The 19898-nt window shown below is 52.7% G+C and carries 17 protein-coding genes and 1 riboswitch; of the genes, 5 read left to right on the top strand and 12 right to left on the bottom strand.

What is annotated here, in order from left to right:
- Nucleotides 1-1851: a TonB-dependent receptor plug domain-containing protein gene (locus tag FIV46_RS07865; protein ID WP_181163113.1), complete on the bottom strand. Its 1851-nt coding sequence runs from the start codon at nucleotides 1849-1851 to the stop codon at nucleotides 1-3.
- A 139-nt stretch (nucleotides 1852-1990) separates the two neighbouring features.
- A riboswitch (cobalamin riboswitch) is annotated at nucleotides 1991-2189 on the bottom strand.
- A gap of 298 nt (nucleotides 2190-2487) precedes the next feature.
- Between FIV46_RS07865 and FIV46_RS18340 the strand changes: the two genes are divergently transcribed.
- Nucleotides 2488-2622, top strand: coding sequence for a hypothetical protein (locus FIV46_RS18340; protein ID WP_281280509.1), 135 nt, complete (start codon nucleotides 2488-2490; stop codon nucleotides 2620-2622).
- A 536-nt stretch (nucleotides 2623-3158) separates the two neighbouring features.
- Here FIV46_RS18340 and FIV46_RS07860 read toward each other — a convergent pair.
- The 10 genes from FIV46_RS07860 to FIV46_RS07815 form a co-directional block, all read right to left on the bottom strand.
- Entirely contained in the window at nucleotides 3159-4163 is a 1005-nt protein-coding gene (locus tag FIV46_RS07860) for a 2Fe-2S iron-sulfur cluster-binding protein (protein WP_342780417.1), read from the bottom strand.
- Nucleotides 4164-4193: 30 nt separating this feature from the next.
- Nucleotides 4194-5033 carry a ferritin family protein gene (locus FIV46_RS07855; protein ID WP_219846000.1) on the bottom strand — a complete coding sequence of 280 codons (840 nt, stop codon included), beginning with the start codon at nucleotides 5031-5033 and terminating at the stop codon, nucleotides 4194-4196.
- A 180-nt stretch (nucleotides 5034-5213) separates the two neighbouring features.
- Nucleotides 5214-5525, bottom strand: coding sequence for an MmoB/DmpM family protein (locus FIV46_RS07850; protein WP_139940195.1), 312 nt, complete (start codon nucleotides 5523-5525; stop codon nucleotides 5214-5216).
- Nucleotides 5526-5553: 28 nt separating this feature from the next.
- Nucleotides 5554-5889: a monooxygenase system ferredoxin subunit gene (locus tag FIV46_RS07845; RefSeq protein ID WP_139940193.1), complete on the bottom strand. Its 336-nt coding sequence runs from the start codon at nucleotides 5887-5889 to the stop codon at nucleotides 5554-5556.
- A 25-nt stretch (nucleotides 5890-5914) separates the two neighbouring features.
- A complete protein-coding gene (locus FIV46_RS07840) occupies nucleotides 5915-6169 on the bottom strand; it encodes a toluene-4-monooxygenase system B family protein (RefSeq protein ID WP_139940191.1) in 255 nt (84 codons plus the stop codon).
- A 15-nt stretch (nucleotides 6170-6184) separates the two neighbouring features.
- Nucleotides 6185-7684: an aromatic/alkene/methane monooxygenase hydroxylase/oxygenase subunit alpha gene (locus FIV46_RS07835; protein ID WP_139940189.1), complete on the bottom strand. Its 1500-nt coding sequence runs from the start codon at nucleotides 7682-7684 to the stop codon at nucleotides 6185-6187.
- 38 nt (nucleotides 7685-7722) lie between these two features.
- Nucleotides 7723-9135 (bottom strand): outer membrane lipoprotein-sorting protein, encoded by a 1413-nt coding sequence (locus FIV46_RS07830; RefSeq protein WP_139940187.1) that lies wholly within the window; start codon nucleotides 9133-9135, stop codon nucleotides 7723-7725.
- A 21-nt stretch (nucleotides 9136-9156) separates the two neighbouring features.
- Nucleotides 9157-11007 carry a DUF1302 family protein gene (locus FIV46_RS07825; protein WP_139940185.1) on the bottom strand — a complete coding sequence of 617 codons (1851 nt, stop codon included), beginning with the start codon at nucleotides 11005-11007 and terminating at the stop codon, nucleotides 9157-9159.
- 33 nt (nucleotides 11008-11040) lie between these two features.
- Nucleotides 11041-13428 carry an efflux RND transporter permease subunit gene (locus FIV46_RS07820; RefSeq protein WP_139940184.1) on the bottom strand — a complete coding sequence of 796 codons (2388 nt, stop codon included), beginning with the start codon at nucleotides 13426-13428 and terminating at the stop codon, nucleotides 11041-11043.
- Between the two features lies 1 nt (nucleotide 13429).
- On the bottom strand, nucleotides 13430-14530 hold the full coding sequence (locus FIV46_RS07815) for a WD40/YVTN/BNR-like repeat-containing protein (RefSeq protein WP_139940182.1): 1101 nt from the start codon (nucleotides 14528-14530) through the stop codon (nucleotides 13430-13432).
- 335 nt (nucleotides 14531-14865) lie between these two features.
- On the opposite strand from FIV46_RS07815, the gene FIV46_RS07810 reads away from it, so the two are divergent.
- From FIV46_RS07810 to FIV46_RS07795, 4 genes are all read left to right on the top strand, one after another.
- Nucleotides 14866-16725: a sigma-54-dependent Fis family transcriptional regulator gene (locus FIV46_RS07810; protein ID WP_219845996.1), complete on the top strand. Its 1860-nt coding sequence runs from the start codon at nucleotides 14866-14868 to the stop codon at nucleotides 16723-16725.
- Nucleotides 16726-17425: 700 nt separating this feature from the next.
- Nucleotides 17426-18250, top strand: a complete 825-nt coding sequence (locus FIV46_RS07805; RefSeq protein WP_219845995.1) for a nuclear transport factor 2 family protein — start codon at nucleotides 17426-17428, stop codon at nucleotides 18248-18250.
- 116 nt (nucleotides 18251-18366) lie between these two features.
- Nucleotides 18367-18795 (top strand): IS200/IS605 family transposase, encoded by a 429-nt coding sequence (gene tnpA / locus FIV46_RS07800; protein ID WP_139940180.1) that lies wholly within the window; start codon nucleotides 18367-18369, stop codon nucleotides 18793-18795.
- An 85-nt stretch (nucleotides 18796-18880) separates the two neighbouring features.
- Nucleotides 18881-19429: a PepSY-associated TM helix domain-containing protein gene (locus FIV46_RS07795; protein WP_139940177.1), complete on the top strand. Its 549-nt coding sequence runs from the start codon at nucleotides 18881-18883 to the stop codon at nucleotides 19427-19429.
- A gap of 78 nt (nucleotides 19430-19507) precedes the next feature.
- Here the strand turns inward: FIV46_RS07795 and FIV46_RS07790 are convergent, their stop codons facing one another.
- Entirely contained in the window at nucleotides 19508-19876 is a 369-nt protein-coding gene (locus FIV46_RS07790; protein WP_139940175.1) for an EF-hand domain-containing protein, read from the bottom strand.
- Between the last annotated feature and the right edge of the window lie 22 nt (nucleotides 19877-19898).

Raw genomic sequence — 19898 nt, 5'->3', positions numbered from 1 at the left:
TCAGAACCCTGTCCGGACACCGAGGTAGAAGGAACGGTCCGGTGTGCCGTAACCGGATACCTGCTGATATTCCTCATCCAGCACATTGTCCACCCGGCCGAACAGCTCGATGCTGTCGGTCACCTGGTATTTGGCACGGAAGTCGACCCGGCTCCAGGCGTCAACGGGCGGTGCGTAGGGATCAGTCTCTTCGCTGTTATGGGTAATGCTGAGGGCCAGATACAGACCTTCCACGGCCTCCCATTCCAGCTGGCCGAAGATCATATGCTCCGGTACGCGGACCAGCTGTTCGCCGGTCTCGCCGTCGGTGGCGTCGGTCCAGGTGTAGTTGGCGCTGAGGCGCAGGGTATCGAGAACCTGGGCGTCGAGGCGCAGTTCCAGGCCTTGGGTTTCCACACGGGCGATGTTGTCATAGCCGGCCGTATAGGAGAAATCGATCATGTTATCGATGTCCTGGTGGAACCAGGTGGCAGCCACAAACAGCCGGTCCTCAAGCAGATTCTGTTCGATGCCGATTTCCCAGCCTTCGGATTCCTCCGGCTGCAGTCCAAGGTTCGGCTCGGACAACCCGCAGAAAGTGCAGATATAAGTGAGCTGGAACACGCTCGGCGCCTTGAAGCCTTCGCCCCAGTTGGCAAAGACCTTGGTGCCGCTGTCCGCCATGTAATAGGAAGCGGTGAGACGAGGCGTCGTGGTGTCGCCATAGCGGTTATGGTCATCATAACGCAATCCGGCGGTCAGTGTCAGGCCGCCCAGTCCTTGCCAGCTTACTTCACCGACCAGGCTGTCAATATTGAATTTTTCGTCTGTCACCGTTTCCGCCGCGGTTTCCTCGTGCTGGGCACCGAAAGACAGGGTCAGGGACGGGTCGATCTCATAAACGCCGAAATAATCGGCATTCCAGCGCGTCCCTTCGGCCAGATAGCTTTGAACACCATTAGAGAAATTTTCCCGGTCTGTTTCGGAGTAGTTGGCAGAGAAGGTATTGCGGAACTTGCCGTCGTCCAGGTCATAAAACCATTTGCCGCCGATCAGAAACTCCTCAGTATAACCGACTTCGTCGCCGTCGGCCGGTCCCCAGCTGTCATATTCATTGCGGCTTTTAGCGTAACGGGCAACAAGTTCTGTATCGAAGTCAGGGGCGATTTCCGCATTGACCTTGCCGCGCAGGGTATAGTTCCAGTATCCGTCGGCTTCGGTATTGCCGTCGTTTTCATCGGCCTTGGAGATGCCGTCGGAATCAATGCCGCTGATCCCCAGGCTGAATTTCAGCCTGTCACTGCCGCCCAATATCTGACCGGTGCCGCGCCATGTGTTATAAGAACCGCCTTCGGCGGTCAGGGAACCGCCAAAACCTTCTGCGCCTTCCCGGGTGATGATATTGATCACACCGCCGATAGCGTCAGAGCCATACAGGATGGACTGGGGACCTTTCAGAACCTCGATCCGCTCAATGCCATTGGCTTCCAGATTGGAAAAATCATAACTGCCGCCGGGGGTGGAGACATCATTGGCCTGAACGCCGTCAATCAGGATTACGGTCTGTTCACTGGAAGCACCGCGAATACGGATCGAGGACGAACCGCCAAATGACCCGTTGCCATTCAGCGATAACCCGGGCACGGACTGCAGGATATCCTGCACGAAATAATTCTGCCGGTTTTGGATATCCATTTCGCTCAGCACCTCTATGCTGCTGCCCACCCGGGACAAGGGTTTTTCATAACGGGTGGCGGTGACGACAATTTCCTCGGCAATGTCCGTGACATCCTCGGCCAGGGCCGCCGTTGACACAGCGGTACCGGCCAAAAGTGCGAAAGTTGAAATTCTGATACTTCTTTGGGATAACATATAAATACTCCTCCAGCGCCCCTCGGGGCATTTGTTTTCATTCTGCTGATTGGAGTATTTCTGAAGTCGAGAGACACTCCGCACAAGCAACGGGTGTCGCCTGCACGGATGACCGCTCTGATCCATTAACCCGATGGCCAGAAGGACGACCGGACGGCAGGTTTCCTGGCTTCCGGATCCTCACTTCCGCCCGACCTTCCCGGATATTTATCCAGTGGTCAAAAAACGGGGCTTTAGCTCGCCGGTTACAGTTGCGGGTACAGCCATGGTCTTGGGGATTTTTCCTCACCATGTTCCCTTTTACCCCCTCGCGGGGCACCGTCCACGTCGGGTTATACACAGGGTTTCTATATTGTGCAATGCAAGGAAGCAATTTTATTTGGTCATTATGGGTGCCAAGTGGTGCCGGCCCCGCCATGTCTTCACCAGAACCCTGCGCGCCTTCTCTGAACAGGTCCGAGGCGAAGGTTATGACAGTTTCGAGATCACTGTTTGAGCCGGGGCGGCGCGGAACAGAAGGTGGCCCACTGTATGAAAGATGCGGGAATGCCGTGATCGGCAGTGGAGGACCGTCAGGGATGGAAACTAATCAGTCTCCACAGATTACCAGGGGACGCGCCGCCGGCGTTTCCGGTGATGGATCATATCGGAAAAGTGCTCCGCTCCAGTTACGCCAACAGCGAACCGCACCATCCGCTCTATACCCTTCAGTTCTTCCCCGGATTCCTCACGAAGCAGGAAAACCGCAAATTGCGGCTCAGGACGATCTAGACATATCTTGGCAAAGGACGTTGTTGCGGCTGAGAGGCACCGGAAAGTGTCCGTCTTACAACATGTTAGCTGAAAAAGTGCGCAGCAACTGCGCACTTTCTATCCCACAAACCCTTTTCACACCAGATCGAAAAACATAAAGAGGGTCTAGTTCCCTGGTGCGCCACCGATGGCCTGCCAAATAATTCTAAAACAAAAACACCCACTTAATGATGAGGCGTTTAAGTGGGTTGCGGGGAAAGGATTTAGACAAAAATTGGAGCACCAAGATTGAAGCCTGTCCACGTGAAGTAAAAGGCTTCTGCCGCTACAATTTACCGAACGGCTGTAGAAGTTGAATTGTGAACAGTCCCCTTACATCCAGAATACAAGGTAAAATATAAATCCCAGCAAAAATAGAACCACTGCATAACAGCATTTATGCAAAAAAGGGGCCTGATATTTCATAACATCAAGCCCCAGGTTTCCAGCAGGATGAAAGGGATCGGGAGTTTCAAAATCACAAAACACCCTGTGGCGTAGGAATATAAGATCAATTAAAAAAACCGATCAAAATGAATGTGCTCCACATTTACTTTATGTTTTATGGCCAGCATCTGCAGGGTTGCCTGAAGCATTGGCGGAGGTCCGGCGATGTAATACTCATAATCCTGTAATTTATCGCCAAGCAACCCTTCTACCGATTCATGGATAAAGCCTACCGGCCCCACCCACATATTGTTGGGGTCCATTTCAGGCACAGAGATGGAGGAATGAAAAGTTATGCGATCCCCGAAACCCGGCAGCAAGCGCAGATAGTCATCACCGCATATATCCGCAGGCCCCCGCCCTCCAAAAAAGAACCTTATACGCCGCTCCTTGAAGGCTGGGTGATAGGCTGCCGCTGTGGCAATGGAGATAAGAGGAGCAAGGCCCGACCCGCCGGCAACGCAAACAATTTCCCGGTCGATATCCTCTCTGAAATAAGCCAGTCCATAGGGCCCGTCCAGGGTAATTTTCTGCCCGGGCCTTATATGATCAAACAAATATTCGCTGCCCTTTCCTTCCGGCACTCTTTTTATGAGAAAGCGCCATTCACCCTCTTCATTTGGCTGGCTACACATGGAATAGGCCCGAGGTCCGGGTACGCCAGGCAGATGCAAAAGCATATATTGCCCAGGCGCGAATCTTGCCTGCTCTGCTGTTTTAAAACTGAATTCACGCATATCATGGGTGACATCCCGTATTGACACGAGTTCGGCATCCCGAGCCAGTGGTTGAAACAATGGCAGACAGCTCTGGTCAAGACGAACCTTAATCCTGCAATCCGATACGGGCCGGGACTGACAGCCGAGCTTTAAGCCCTTCCGATGATCGCGCGGTGTCAGGGCGGGCGCCTCGGCCCACAATGAGCGGACTTCGCCCTCCAACACCTCGAACCGGCAACTACCGCACTGGCCGACATTGCATTCGTAAGGAAAGGCGATCCCTGCCCTCAGGGCTGCCCTAAGCAAAGTATCTTCCTCTCCGCACTCAAAAGAGGTACCGGAATTTTCAACCACTATTTTATACACTTGGCCTCTCTCCTTGACTTATGCTGAAAGACCCAGACCCGCCCGGAAGGACCAGCTGTCCCGCTTGGCGTCATCTGCAGCAGAGGGGCTGTCCGGCATCGCAGCACAAAAAGCGTCGATTGCAGCGTCTCCCAGAGGCACCCATTTCTCGACCCAGTCATCAAGGATATCCTGATTGGACTCTGTCTCCTGCATATACTGCACCAGACCGGTCGTCCATCGACGTGACCTTTCGCTGTCCACCAACTGGGCGTCAACCAGGAAACCCAGCAGGGTATCGTCAAACCTGCGCGCAGCATGTCCGAACTGGCGGAGGAAAGCTTCATCCACCGCAGGCTTCAGCACCAGATTCACAGCGACAAAGGTTTCCCCCCAGTCATAGGCGATGAGTGCTTTCTCAAGAAGCTCGCGAAAACCCTGCCAATGGGAGGCGTTTTCCCAGATATCCCGCTCATTCTCACCAAATCCGTAATCCGGCCAGACCAGTGAAAGCTGCCTGGTACGGTAGGCCAGATGCGACAACCACCTGAGGCTGTCTGCAGCCTGGAATGTAGAACAGTTGGAAATCGTACTGGCCGGCGCTATTTTGGTCATATAAGCGGATGCCATTTGCAGACCGTGCATCAGATAACGTCCTGGCGTATACAGTTTTGCCAAAACATCCACCCATTGCGGTTGCAGGCCCTGGTCGTGCTCGAGATCGTCAAATTCTTTGATCAGGCCGTCAATATAGTTTTCCTGGCCGTCCTGAATAATGTTATAGGTCCGGTAAACCAGTTCGTCAGGATCACGAAATCCATCCCAGTCATCATGGTTGAGCGGGCTTCCTTCCCGGTATTGACGGAACCACCGGTTCATAAAAATATCCGGGTCAAGCTCCCAGGGACAATCGGGGTTATCTGTACTAAAGTGCAGTCCCGCTGAAACGATTTCATACTCACTAGGTCTCCTGCGGTTCTTGCTCAAATAGCTCCAGGTTTTCAAAGGTTTCATTTTTTCCACTGTCTCCGTCATGATCTGCTCCCTAAATTTTGTCCGTTACATTTTTGTCGCAAAATAAAAACGGATATATTCCTGTTCCGCTTCAATCTGGCCCGAGAAGGATGCCAGAACCACTTCAAGTTCCTGCATGTCAAACGGCCTTCCGAGGATTTCCTCCATCGTTTTTCGACGTATGACACATTCATGGTCGGTCTCGACACGGACATAGGCTGACCGGTCTTCGACATTGAATTTCTTGTCAGGATTGTCCTCTTCCAAGGCGTCGACGGCCGCACTGGCCAGTTCTCCCGCCCGGAAGATCGGTCCGACCCGATTATGTTTATGCGCATCTTTAATATTGCTGCTCATTGATATTTCTCCTGAAATAGACTGCCTGTCATGCCGCAGTGAAATATGGCGTGACGCCGTCGACATTCACATAAATATGGTCGTCCCGAACCTCTGTCGGGTAAATGGCGAGCTTGCAACCGGTCGGGTTAATGCCCTCTCCGGCTTCCACATCAAATTGCCACAGATGCGCGCGGCAAGTCAGAGTCTTCCCCTGCAGCGTGCCTTCCTCGAGAGGAATTTCCTGATGCGGGCATATGCCCTGTACGGCACTGACATACCCTCCATCCCCATGAATTATGAGGACTTCGTGACCGTCAACCTCAAACATTTCCATTTCACCTTCCCACAGGTCATCGAGGGAACATACTTTTGTAAAAGGCATCTATCTTTCTTCTTTCAGCTTAAAATCACTCGTAATAAACTTCGATGGTTTCCATATTCTCGAAACCCGCCTGTTCCACCGTATCACTCCGGTCCACCGGCTCTTCTGCGTCCTGGATACGCACCCGCAGGACGCCCCCTTCCCGGGGTTTGACCCGCCGGTTCAGGGAATGGTGCGCCGCTGCTTCGGCAACCTGGTCCATGGTAAAACTGCTTTCGACCGGGACCAGCTGCAGCACAAAATCACCTTCAAAATTTACAACCAAAGGTACCATCGTCATCTTTCCCACTCCTCTCTAGACCGCTTCTTTGCTGGTTACGTTGTAATTCCAGGCCCAGGCATAATCATGGGCATCCCGGCCGCTTTCTTCCGGCCCCAGCCCCATGTATTTCAACGCCCCTTCAATGGTGGGGGGCTGAATGGCGCCTGACAGGAACCTGTCGATCAGGGACTGGTGTCCGGCGTATCTTTCGGGGTCCTGCTCGAAAATCCAGCGATCCACGAGAGAGCCGAAATGATACCGGCGGCCCTTATAGGTATGGTGGTAATCCTTGAATCCCCATCGTTTGCCGGGCGCGCCGACAATGGGAAGATTGGTCATGTTGCAGATAACCGGCAGGGTTTCAGGTAAAGTGAGATCTTCCCGGCCATGCTTGATGTTTTCCGTAATCACGTCCCAGCACTGCCCCCAGCTGTCGTTCCAGCCCGGGTATTTCTCTTCAAGCCAGTCCCTCTCATCCGGAGAGACGCCAGCGGCCGGGTTCCACCAGACCGTCGGACGCCAGTACCAGACCCCCATGTGCATGCCATGATGGGTGTCGCTCAGCTCCTCCAGGAAAATATCCCAGTACCAGGGCGTATCAAGACCGAGATCCAGCATGTTCCGTTCGAACTGCCCGATGATCCATTCCTCCATGAACTCCTTGAAGGATTTCTCCCGTTTGTCCAGCGGCGTGTAATAGTCCATCATCGGACCGGTCAGCACCGTGAACAGGCGCCAGGACCGCCAGAAAGCGATATCCACCTTTTTCTGGGCCTGCTCCTTGTACCCGTTCTCGATGAGAATTTTCAGAGCCGGCGCGCCGATCTGAGCATGCCGCGCCTCATCGGTCTGGATACTGGAAATCAGGTTGGAAAAGGTCACATCCCCCGCTTCTGCGGCATCCGCTGCCAGCCCCAGGAACTGCATGTTGGTGAAGCCCGTTTCAAAGGCAAATGTCAGCATGATTGCAACGGAAACGGCATCCCTGGTATTCATCATGTCGGCAAACATGTGACGGGCAGCAATGGCCCCCCACTCATTTGTATGCATGGCCTTGTGAGCCCAATCGAATTGTCGGTCCTTGTTGACATATTCATGGGGAAAATAGAGCTGGATCTGGCCATGGCGGGTTTCGTCCATCAAGCCGAATGTCGCCATGTTCCTCATGCCTGGCGCCTTGCCGAAACGGGCCATTCTTGCTTCGGCCATTCCCGCCGCATATTCCTGGACGGCAATGGCGCCATAGTGCGACTTAAGGGTTGAAAGCCACCCCGGATCCGCCCCTTCATAGAATTTCATGCGCCCCAGAGCCGCCTTCACGGAATAGGCCCCTGAATCTTTTTCCCGCTGAACCTTTACATATTCCCGGTAGGTTGTTTTATACGGTTCGTCATAAGTGGACCATTTATCCCTCGGAATGTCGAAACAGTCACTCATCTCCTTTGGAAACAGCTCCTCCTCGGTCACATATTTGGGAGTCCAGTTGGTATCCCGGGCAAGGTCATACCAGTCCGATCTGTTAAGTAATGCCATGTTCTAGTCCTTTCCCTATATTTCTTGTTCCGTCATGATCAGCGATAATCGCGCAAATGATCAATATCGAATATTGCTGACGAAGGTTCTTCGTCCACCGTGCCCCATGAAGATGTCATGTCCAGATGCGTCAGGCGATTGCTGATCGGATTCCATTCCACAACAGTTTTCCACATGGCCTGTCCCGTTTTCGGATCAAAGTCGCGGACATCATCCCAGACGCGCCACAAGTTGCCGCGACGGTCATACATCTCCTCATGCTGCAGATAATAGTTTTCCTTGTCGATATAGATGCGGCGCTTGGAATACTGATAGTTGCCTTCCTTGTCATCAATCTCCAGGATCCAGACCGGCCGCAGTTCCAGCTCGACCCGGTCCATCTGGCATCCGTTCTCGGAACGGGTTGCCGGGTCATACACATGTCCGGTTTCAGGCTGGGCCAGGATAAAGCCCTCCCCCACAAGATTATACTCAAACGACTTCGGATCCGTCTTGAGCCAGTATCCGCGCCATTCGTCCCAGGTAATCTCGAGACCTGCCGCCATCGGATCCTGACCATCCGAGCCGGCAAGCACCCTGGTCCGGCGAAGTCCGGGAATGAAGACCCGGAAATCATCGTCCCGGTCCGCCTCCGCATACCGCAGGCGCACTGCCGCCAGGCCGCGTACGTCAAACGGCTTCAGAAAATACATTCCACCGCCTTCAACAATATTTTCGGTGTTCGGCACGGAGCCATACGGAGGATAATCCTTGCGGCCATGGAATTTCTGCCACCACAGAGCGCCCTCGTATTCACGTTCCAGATTGTTCGAACTGTCACAAACATCAAACTTCACAGGCTTGAATGCCAGATTGTCGATGCTCACGCCATGAGCCACAAACTGCCAGTTCAGCTCCAGCCCGTTTTTTGGGTGAATGAATGGCAGGGCGCCTTGGGTTGCCAGGGCATGCTTCCCTTCCCCGGTCAGAAGATTACCCTCAGGCGTGGCCGTGAACGTCCGCCCTTCCTTTACGGCTTCACGGGTTTCCTCCATCACGCCCCGTTGCATATAGTAGCTGTTGGTGGGGACAATGACAATTTCCTTCCACTGAAACCAGTCGCCTGACTGCAGGCGGTCCATGATGGCCTTGGGCATATAGTCCTTGAGCCACGGGTATTGGGAAATATTATCCTTGTTGATGACCAGGCCGGGTTTAAGATCCGCCGGAAGATCCGCCTTGGCAACAAGGCTCGAGGCGGTATACCCTCTGAGTTCTGCCCATTCCTTTGCGAGCTTCACTGCTTCGGGATCGGAAATCAGCTTGACCCACTCTGCATGTTTCTGTTCGCCTGTTTGCGCAGCATAGGCTTTCCAGTCTTCAACCCATTTTTCCTCTGCATTCGCCATTGTCAGGCTCAGCGCCGAAACCAGGGCGCCCATTGCCGCCATCCTGAAGGTAGTTTGTTTCATTATCTCTCTCCTATATCTCTTCTAAAATTGTACGGTAACGGACGCTTCGATCAGATCGCTGTTCCTGAACAGCCCGACAACGCCCTGCTCCCGGTTTCCGGAAAAGGATATCCATTCCAGACGCGGCCGTATCTTGTCCCCGAAGAAGTTGAAATCCACTCTCTGGCGATGGATGAACCCTTTAAAGTCCATATCCCAGATGCTCAGGCCTTCCAGAGTCAGCTTTTCCTGCATCAGGCCGACACTCCACAGGAACGTCATGTAATTGTGGTTCTTATGGACCCGCGCACCAGAAGCGGAGTAAGGAGCCTGGTACAACAGGTCATCCGGCTGGTTGGTATGGATATTGAAGAACTGGAAGCTGGTGAAAATCGAACTGCGCTGGTCCTTCCAGAACGGCAGCCAGAGGAAATAGTCAAACCCGACCATCACGGACCACTGGTCCCGCTTCACAATGGACTGGGAAGGATCGATCACCAGCGCCGTCGTTCCGGTTTCCTCCTCGCCAAAGGGGGTGACCACCCGCGCGATATTGAAAGGCTTGTCAAATTCATAGGAAAATTCCGCCCTCATGACAGGGGAGACATCCTTGGGTCCAAGCTTCAGCCAGCTCAGTTCCTTTGTCATACTTCCGCCGACAATTTTCTTGCGGAAAGTGTAATCGAGATTGAAATTCAAGTTTAAAGAACAGTCCGGTGCCCCGACAAGGGGATCCGTGCATCCGAAAGGCGCCAGCGGAAACGGCACGCTGCCGGGTGCGGTCGCCAGACTGCGCAGGAAATCCAGATAACCGCCGGGCCCGTGCGCCGCGCCCAAGGTTGTCGCCAGATCCAGCGGAACGACAGCGGCTGAGGTGTTTACATCATTCAGAGCCGAGCCGATCACCAAATCCGAACCCTGCAGGGCCACGACGGGCAGTTCCTGATGACCATAAAACCAGTTCAGGGTCCAGTCGGCATCGAGCGCCTCGAACTTCAGCCGCGCGCCCATATTGGGATGCTCAAAGCTGAATTTATCCGCTTCCCTGTCAGCAAGATTAACCCCGATGAATCCCAGACCGAGTCCGGATTTGCTGTCAATCAGGTTCGGGAATGGGAACCCGAAAATCCCGCCCGACGCCAAACTTGACGATGTGGGGTTGTTGACGATAAAGCTGCTGTGACGCACTTCCGGCATGAATATCAGTTCCAGGGCGGCCCTCTTCATGCCAATGGCCTCAAAGGGTTTGGCGATGCCCATGCGCCGGAAATCCAGATCAAGGGTCATCATCCAGGACGGCAGGCGCGTATCCACGGCATCCCTTAACACAAACCTCTCCCTGAGATCCTGGGCATGCAGAACATCGAGAAGACGCAGTCCGTCGGACTGTCCCCAGCCCCTCTGGAATTTTCCGATTTTCATGGAAAAACGGCCCTCGGGGTCACGGTATTTGAGAGAAAACTCCCTTAGGATATCCTCGTTGAAATTCCCCAGAACCCGGATTTCGCCGGCACTGGCGCCAAATGGTTCCTCGGGGAAGCCAGAACCGGCGCCGTTGATGTTAAAGCCGAACTGGTCAGTGAAACCCGGCGACGTGAAATCCTGTATACCTCCCTGTCTGATGTCACTGCCGATATCGGGGTACCAGTCGCCCCGCAACCATAAACTTGCCTTCATGGTTATATTGCTTGTCGGCTCCCAGTTGCCGTTCATTTCAACAAGAAAATTTGACGGTCCAGAGGCAAGCCCCTGATGTTCAAGATCATAGGCTGCGGAAAAGCCCTGTTTAACACGTCCACCAATCCACCAGTCGTCCCCCTCCAAGGCCATTACAGGCGAGGCCGAAAACACACCGGCTGCCAATCCCAATAGACTTTTTTGTAATTTGTTCATTATCAGTTCCCTATACTTCCCAGGTTAACGTTATCAACTCCCTGTGTTTTGATGCTGAAAGCTGTCGTTCATCATTGATGTTTCAATTTCTGACGACTTTTTTTCTTTGAAATTTCCGCTTTCAGGATCACCGAAGATTGCTTTCGGTTTGAGGTAAAGAACGGCGGCGGGGACAAAAACCAGCGCCCCGATCATATTCAGAAACAGCACCATACCCAGCAACAACCCCATTTCGGCCTGGAATCGCAGGGCCGAAAACAGGAACCATGGAATAAGCGGCAGAACCATGGTCATGGCAGTAACAAAGATGGCGTTCCCGGATGTTCTGATGGCCCCGCGCACTGCTTCAAAGTGGCGGTCATGTACGCGGGCCTCCTCCCGGATGCGATCCAGCATATAGATGCCGTAATCCACCCCGAGCCCCACTCCCAGGGCTGTCAGGGGAAGTGTGTTGAGGCTAAGCCCGATCCCCTTGAAAGCCATGAAGCTGTAGGTAATGAAATTGGCCGCCGCCAAGCTCGCTATCAGGACCAGACTTACTGAAACCGAGCGATACAGAACGAAAACGCAGAAGGTAATGACAAGGACAATGGCAATAAGAACAGTATTGTTAGAGGCTCTGATTTCATCATTCACAGCCTTGGCAATGCCAATCTGACCGCCGGCAAACAGGAATTTGGCACCATTCCCAAGCGCCGGCTGTTTCCCGAGAAAACCGGCAACCTCGGCAATAACCTTGTCCACTGTCTGGCCGGAGTGGTCCTTAAGCGGAATGGTAATATTTCCGATCTGCCACTCCGGATTGGTATAGGCAGCAAAATCCCCCGGCTCGCCCTTTGAACGGAACAGGTAAATATTGAACCCTATTTCCTCGGTTGTTTCCGGAACAATTTCATAGCTCGGGTCGCCCTCGTACAGGACGCTGTTGATTTTCTTGATTACAGGCACCAGGCTCTGGGCGGGCCGGGCCTGGGGGACGGTTTCATAGACATGGCGATCCAGAGCCTCTATTCGATGATAGACTTCAGGATCAAGCATGGTGTTGTCGCCTCCCTCGATATAGACCTGCATCAGGTCTGTTCCAAGGCCGGAGAAACTTTTGTTCAACGCTTCATTGTCGCGGTTATACTGATCCCCGGGCCACAATATCGGGCTTCCCGTGGCATCACCGATTGTCAGATATCCCGACCCCCACAGGCCGCCGCCCAGGGCCAGCAGTCCAGCAACCGTCACTGCAAAGGCGTGCTTTTCAAGATTCATTGCAGACCAGACCCGCTCCACCAGATGGATGCCAGTCCGGTATTTGCCGGGCCGCGGCAGCAGGCAGAGCAGGGCCGCAGAAAAGATCAGCGACGGACCGATGGCAAGAAGCCAGATCGTACAAATTACCGCCAGGGCCTGAATGCTCGGAATCCCCACAAGGACCAGAACCGTAAAACCGGCCGCATCGGTGACAATGGCGGCCATGCTCGGGAACATCAGTTTTGCCAGACCATGCTGGACTGCATCGCGCATATGGTGATGTTCGGAAAACTCCTCGAACACCCGTGAAATAAACTGGACACTGTGAGACAGGACAATGGCAAAGATAAATGCCGGCAACAAAATGAGTAACGGATCAAGATTGTAATGCACATACCCCATTGCCCCAAGCCCCCAGAATGTCGCCATGGTTGCGCTGATGATGGGCACGCAAACCCCGATCAAATTCTGGAAATAGACATACAGAATCGCCGCAACAAACAGAACGGATATGGCAAGTATGAGGAGCGTTTTGTCCAGGGCCCTGTAGATGATGCCGAGCAGGATCGGACGGCCCACGGCATAAACCTTGATACCGTCCTCTGCCGCCGCTACCCGGATGTCATCGATGAAATTGACGAGCTGCTCATAATCGGCGCCATCCTTGAAGTCGGCAACGATCATGGCGGAGCGTTCGTCATCGGAAACAAGGAAACCCTGATATTGCGCTTTCACGTTTCTACGGAAAAGCTGCATTTTCTCATCCGTATCAGGCGCCCGACCCCACATCAAGGCATCAATCTGGATACGTCCCCCAGACCCGGTTACCGCCTTGGTCTTCCTCAGCGACAGAGACTGAACGAGATGGCGAATGGTTTCCGGATGAAAGTAAATCTCATCGGAAATCTTCATATAATTTTCCAGAAATTCCCTGTCATAAATGGTGCCGTTTTCATTTTCCAGGGCAATCAGGGTGGTATTGGCACCGCCGAATTGGGTGCCGAATTTCTGGATCAGCTGGACATTCGTGCGCCCGACAGGCAGCATTTCCTCCAGGACAACCTTCAGCGAGAGCCCGGACCAGGCAAAATAGCCCAACAGGGATGAGACCAGCAGAATTCCAGCAATGAACCAAACCGGGAAACGAACGACAAAACGGGACAGTTTCTGTGCAGCCATCTTACTCTCCTTCACTTTCCGGGGAAACGACGGAAGTCACGGAAGCCGGGTCGCCAAGCCTCGCGATCCGGTGGAATCCGGACTGTGAAGAGCGGGCCCTGATCATGTTGCCCTGCAGGCCAACGGCATAAATTGCGCCGTCACGCAATACCTCGACACCATGAAACCACCGGTAGGGCAGTTCCACATCCGGCTCAGCCTCCATCAGGGAAACCCGGGTTCCCTCAAACCGCAACAGAACGGACTGCCCGACGATAACGCCTCGCCCCTGACGGTCAAAGGCAAGATCAAACAGATGTTGTTTCACACCGGTCTCGAGCGGAACAATCCGTCCTGTATCATCGAGGGATATATCGAGGGCAACCCCATCAAGGCCAACTGCGACCGCCCGGTCTCCGGCATATGCAACAGCCGTCAGGGTGGTTTTCACACCGGACGGCAGAATGTGCCAGTTCTCGCCGCCGTCATGGGTTATCGCCACAACACCGAATTCCCCGGCCAGCACCGCAGTGTTCTCATCCAGAGCCTTAATCGCGTTCAGGCGCGGCAGGTCGCGGCCGCTATAGTCTTTCAATTTCTGAGAAATCCAGCTTTTCCCGCCGTCACGGGTGTGCAGGATCGTGGCTTCATGTCCGACCGCCCATCCGTTCCGCTCCGATGAGAAGGAAATATCACGCAGGAAAATTCCTTCGATACGGGCCTGCAGCTCCCAGTCGCGTCCGCCGTTCCCGCTATAAAAAATACCGCCGCGATGCCCCACTGACCAAGCCTTGTTCTCAGACACCATATCTACGCGCCTCAACAGCTCAGAAGTGTCGGATCTTACCCTGTTCCAGTGGCTTCCTCCGTCACTGGTTTGCAAAATTGTTCCATAATAACCGGTGGCTATTCCATGGCGGAAATCATCGAAATCCACATCATAGAGATTATCCGGCACTAGCCTGTAGTCAGGGCTCTGCAGCCCCCCTTCCGGCTCAGAAGCTATATTTTCCGCCAGAACGTTTCCCGGCAAGCAGGACAGAAGGACGATCCCGAAAAGAAATCTGAAAAACACTCCCCCAAAACTTTCGACTCTCCTCTGCAACTTAATATGCAAACACATACAATTATCTCCCAGACAATATTGTATTTATGATATTATGACTTTTTCAGCCTCCGGGACTAAATATGCAAATGAGATGCCAATAACGGTAAATACAGCCGGATAATTGGAAAAAAATTATATTCCCGACCTCTTATGCATTTTTTTATTGTTTGTTTTCAATACATTATAGAACCATTAGGGCGAAGGAAGATAAATTAGCAACAAAATAAATTGCCAGCCTGAAGTTTTTTTGATCTCATTGAAAAAACCAGAGTTCATAATTTTATTAACTTCACTCCCTACCATTAACAAAAATATGAACCTGAGTTCGGAATGTAACAAGGACACCAAGAATGTCAGACACATCCCCAGCAGAGTCCGCTTCCAGCGCCTCAAAAGTCGACACTTCGAGACCATTGATTGATCCCGAGACCTCTGCTCTCCTGCCCCAGATCGGCGACCTCACCGAACGGCTTCACTTCTCGCCCGATGACGGCCGGATCTGGCTTGACAACAGGAGAATGCTCCTGATCGATTCCTATTCCATGGGCGCTTTACGCATTGAGTTGATTGAAGCATTCGGGATCGAGACAGCACGGGGCCTGTTGACAAGAATGGGATATACCTGTGGAACGCGGGATGCGCAGCTTGCCATGAAAGTGCGCAGCAAGCAGGATGACATCATGGATTTATTCCTTGCCGGCCCGCAGCTTCATGCCCTGGAGGGAATAGTCATTGTCGAGCCCGTCAAGCTTGAGATCGATGTCACCAAAGGCAAATTCTATGGCGAATTTGTCTGGCGTGACTCCTCTGAAGGCGAGGTCCACATTAACAACTACGGCATCGGTTCGGAACCCGTATGCTGGATGCAGACAGGATATGCCAGCGGGTATGCCAGCGTGACAATGGGACGTCCCATCCTGTTCCGTGAAGTGCAGTGCAGTGCCCTGGGGCATGAAACCTGCCGAGTGATCGGCAAGCCGGCAAGTGAATGGGAAAATCCGGAAAACGACCTCAAATATTTCAAACCTCAGCCGTTTGTGAACAAAAAAGTGGAAGAAATGGAGCCCGTCACGGTCAGAAAAAGCTCCCTCCCACTCACTCCGAAGGAACGTGTTCCGGATGAATATACGCCCGATGTCAACGCCTTGCCCGGCAAAGAGGAAATCGACAGCCCCTATACGGAAATGGTGGGAGTATCCGCCCGTTTCAGTGCCGCTTGCCACATGCTCTCACGGGTGGCGCCAACTAATGCCACTGTTCTGTTCCTTGGTGAAACCGGGGTCGGCAAGGAAATGTTCGCCAGAACCCTTTACCGTATCAGCAATCGCGCAGACGCCCCGTTTGTTGCCGTCAATTGCGCTGCCATACCTGAAAACCTTATTGAATCAGAGCTGTTCGGGGTTGAAAAGGGCGCTTTTACCGGTGCAGTAACCTCTCGCCCCGGCCGATTTGAACTTGCCAATAACGGTACGATTTTCCTTGATGAAGCCGGGACACTGAGCTTGGCGTCCCAGGGAAAGCTTCTGCGCGCCTTGCAGGAAAAAGAAATCGAGCGGGTCGGCAGCACAACAACAAAACGTATAAATGTGAGAGTAATTGCCGCAACGAACGTCGATCTGCATAAAGAAGTAAGCGAAGGACGTTTCCGGGAGGATCTTTTCTTCCGCCTGAATGTGTTCCCCATCCGCATCCCTCCTCTGCGAGAACGGCGGGACGATATCCCCCTGCTGATGGACAGTTTCCTGAAACGCTTCATCAAAATCCACATGAAAAATGTCACCGGATTTACGTCCAAAGCCGTCGAAGCCCTGCTCAGCTACGACTGGCCAGGGAATATCAGGGAACTTGAGAATGTGATCGAACGCGGTGTCATCATGGCACCGGAAAACGGCTCAATTGATCTCTGTCACCTTTTCACATATGGCGAGAAAATGACGTCTTCCGTTTTCCGCCTGGATGAGGAGGGCAGTCTTAGGCAAAAGAAAGGTAACGGCAGTGAACGGACCAGCATAGAAGAAGAGCACATACAGGATATCGCAAGCCGGTTCATCGGCAGCAGCCTTTCCCTTGACGAGATGGAAGATATTCTTGTTGATAATGCCATGAAAGCCGCTGGCAACAACGTGAGCAATGCAGCCAAACTTCTTCGTATCACCCGAGCGCGTCTGGACTACCGCCTCAAAAAGAGAACAGAAAAAAGTCAGGGGTGACACTTGCCAGGAGACGCACGGCATTAACCAGCGTCAAGACACCCTGCCGGGAAAATGGATGCGAGGAGTTTTTATTTCGTCGGTTGTGGGGCAGGGTTTGGGCCGAAGTTGTCGTCCTGAAAATGCCTGTTTACATTTCCTGACCAATTAATAGTTCCCTGCTTTTCCGCCCGTTTAGCAGAAAGTTTCTTGCTGTTGGGAATATTCAGAAAAATTTGGGAAGATTGGTGCGGCCGAGAGGCACTGGAAAGTCTATATTCGACAGCATGTTAGAAAAGAAAGTGCGCACTTAATGCGCACTCTAGACTCAGTTCAATAAGGTAGACATTCAGATAACAAGGTCTCCGTCATGATATACCAGAAAGTCAAATACCTTACACCATGGAACTGGCCAAGCGATTGGCATCTACTCATCTATACAAGCATCACATATCGTCAATAGATATTATTCATACAATCGCGTTGACCTGGTGCGCGCAAATCGTGTGTAGTTAACTTGGGTAACCAAGCCTGACTGCGAGCAGGAAATTCATTATTTTCATGGACGCATACCTTGAAATTTTTGTTTTACCCCGAATTGGGAGCGGTCCCACAATGAATAAGGGAGGGGATTTTGCGGCTTCTGTCTTTCCGGAACTGAAATGTTTTTCTTTCGGGAAAATTCGCGCACCACTGAATTAGAAATATGGAGAGGTAAATAATGACATATAACAGGAAAACAGGCCTGCCGATGCTGGCGTGCCTCATGGCACTCATGTTCAGCATGATCGCAACACCGTCAACAGCAGCGGAAAGAAAAACAATCTCGGCGGCCGAACGGGCCCTGGCCATGCTGGAAGTGCAGAACACCATGAGCAAACATGCCTATTACCATGCTGCCGGCCTGAATTCGGAAGAAATCGAGGCTCTGTGGGTAGCCAAAGACGGTCCGAATGCCAAAACCGCGACTTTCGCCAGCCCTATGTGGGTGATGAACGGCCTGGAAACCGTGCGCCGGGCTTACGGAGAAGAAAACCAGAAAAACCGCGAAAAAGCCCTGAAGGCGCTGAGCGAAGTGAATCCCAATATCAAAAATATTCCGGAAAACCTGGGCGCCGGCCATGAATGGGCCATGCATACCAATACCACACCGGTTATCGAGGTTGCCGGTGACGGTAAAACCGCCAAGGGCATCTGGTATTCACCGGGTATGGGCCTCTTCACTGCCATTGAAGACGGGAAAGCCGTCGTCAAAGGCACCTTCTTCTGGGAAAAATACGGCGCCGACTTCATTAAGGAAAACGGTGTGTGGAAAATCTGGCACCTGCAGATGGCTTATGACTTCACACCTTCCATCGAAAACGGAAACTGGCTGGACAAGAAAGAGGACGTCATGGTCCAGGCCGGCGAGCGTATGAAAGACATGCCGCCGGGCTTTACCAAACCCAAATATTCCTATCCTACTTTCAGCCCGGAACGCACCTCTATCATTTATCCGCCAATTCCGGACCCCTACTACACCTTCAGCGAAACATTTTCCTACTAAAGCTGGATAGATCAGACGACCCGCAAAAATTGCGGGTCGTTTTTTTATGCGGTCGAAGACAGAACACCACGGCTTTAGCCGTGGATGAATGAGCCTTGAGGCGATATTGTGCAGCTATGGAAGTCATTAAAACTGCACATAGCATGTACTGTCTTCAGTACCATATCGTCTGGGTCTGCAAATATCGCCGAAAGATCCTGAAGCCTGGTGTCTGTTCGTATATTCGCAAGACGCTGCCGGGGCTGCTTCGGGAAATGCCGGGGGTGAACATAGAGACAATTGGCTTTGATGAAGATCATCTCCATATGCTCATGACGATCCCGCCGAAGTACAGTATTGCGGATGTGATGGGGCGTCTCAAAAGCCAATTGTCGTCGAAGATGCGCAAGTTTTTTCCCTGGCTGGGCAAGGTCTATTGGAACGAGAATATCGTATGGTCACCCGGCTATTTCGTGAGCAGCATCGGCCTTGATGAAGAAACAATCCGTCGATATGTGGAGCTCCAGGGACAACAGGATTCAGGACAACTCCGTCAGGAGTTGTAACAGGCGGCCGTGAAACGGACGCTGCGTAAGCAATAGGACCCCGGCTTTAGCCGGGGGTATCTATTCAGACATCGGGAGATCCAAAATGATATTACGCAGATACCACAGATGGGCCGGGCTGGTCGCTTCACTGGTTCTCATTTTCGTCGCCATTACCGGCATCGGCCTGCAACTGGACTTGTGGCTGACCGGACAGGCCCCGCCCGGCACTGAAGCGCCACCTGCCCCGCGTCCGCGCCAGGACCTGCCGGACAACGTCCGGCTGGAGACCTTGATTGTCCAAGCCGCTGACATCATCCGTGAACAGCGGCCTGATATTTCCGCAGAAGCCATTACCCTGACTTTTGCAGAGAACAGGACCACGGCAACGGTCGGCTCAACCATGCCTTTCGGACCCAAGGTCACTGTCGACCTGGCAAACGGGCAGATCCTTCCCCCTCTCCCGAAACCGGCGGGATACCATCTGGTGCTGCAGAACCTCCATGCGGGCTATAGCTTCGACCTGATCGGCAGGATCATCAGTGTGCTTCTGGGCGTCAGCCTGTTGCTTTTAAGTGGCACTGGCTTTTTCTTCTATATTGACATGTACAAGAAGCGCAAAAAGGGCGGCAAATCCGGCCTGTTCTGGAAGTAGCTCTCACACATTTATTTTCTCAAATAAAAAGCAGGCTTGGGTAGCCTGCTTTTTTAATTTACTTCTGCGTCAGATAAATCACCTGGGCGGCGGCGGAGCCTGGTTTTTCATCTTCTCCGACATGATCTTGTCAAAGTCGAGCATTTCCTGCAGCGTCAGCTTGCCGTCCTTATTGGCATCTATTCCCGGCGGCGGCGCTTCAGAATCCATTTCCTCGAATGTGACATTTCCGTCCTTGTCTTTGTCCAGCATCTGAAATGAACTTTGCGGCGCTCCAACCTTCTGCCATTCCGCGTGGCTCATGTAACCGTCGCCGTTGGCATCAATGGCTTCAACATAGGGTCTGATATCCAGTTTCGCGCCTTTGGCCGGTGTCTCTTCATCTGCACAGGCCGTAAGAGGCGACACTCCCGCCATCAAGCCAACAATCATTATTCTTTTAATCATCTACTGTTTCCTTTCCTGGTGT

This window comes from Emcibacter nanhaiensis (assembly GCF_006385175.1).
Lineage (GTDB): Bacteria > Pseudomonadota > Alphaproteobacteria > Sphingomonadales > Emcibacteraceae > Emcibacter > Emcibacter nanhaiensis.
The sequence above is the reverse complement of the archived record's forward strand: the minus strand, read 5'-3'. Positions and strand labels throughout refer to the sequence as shown.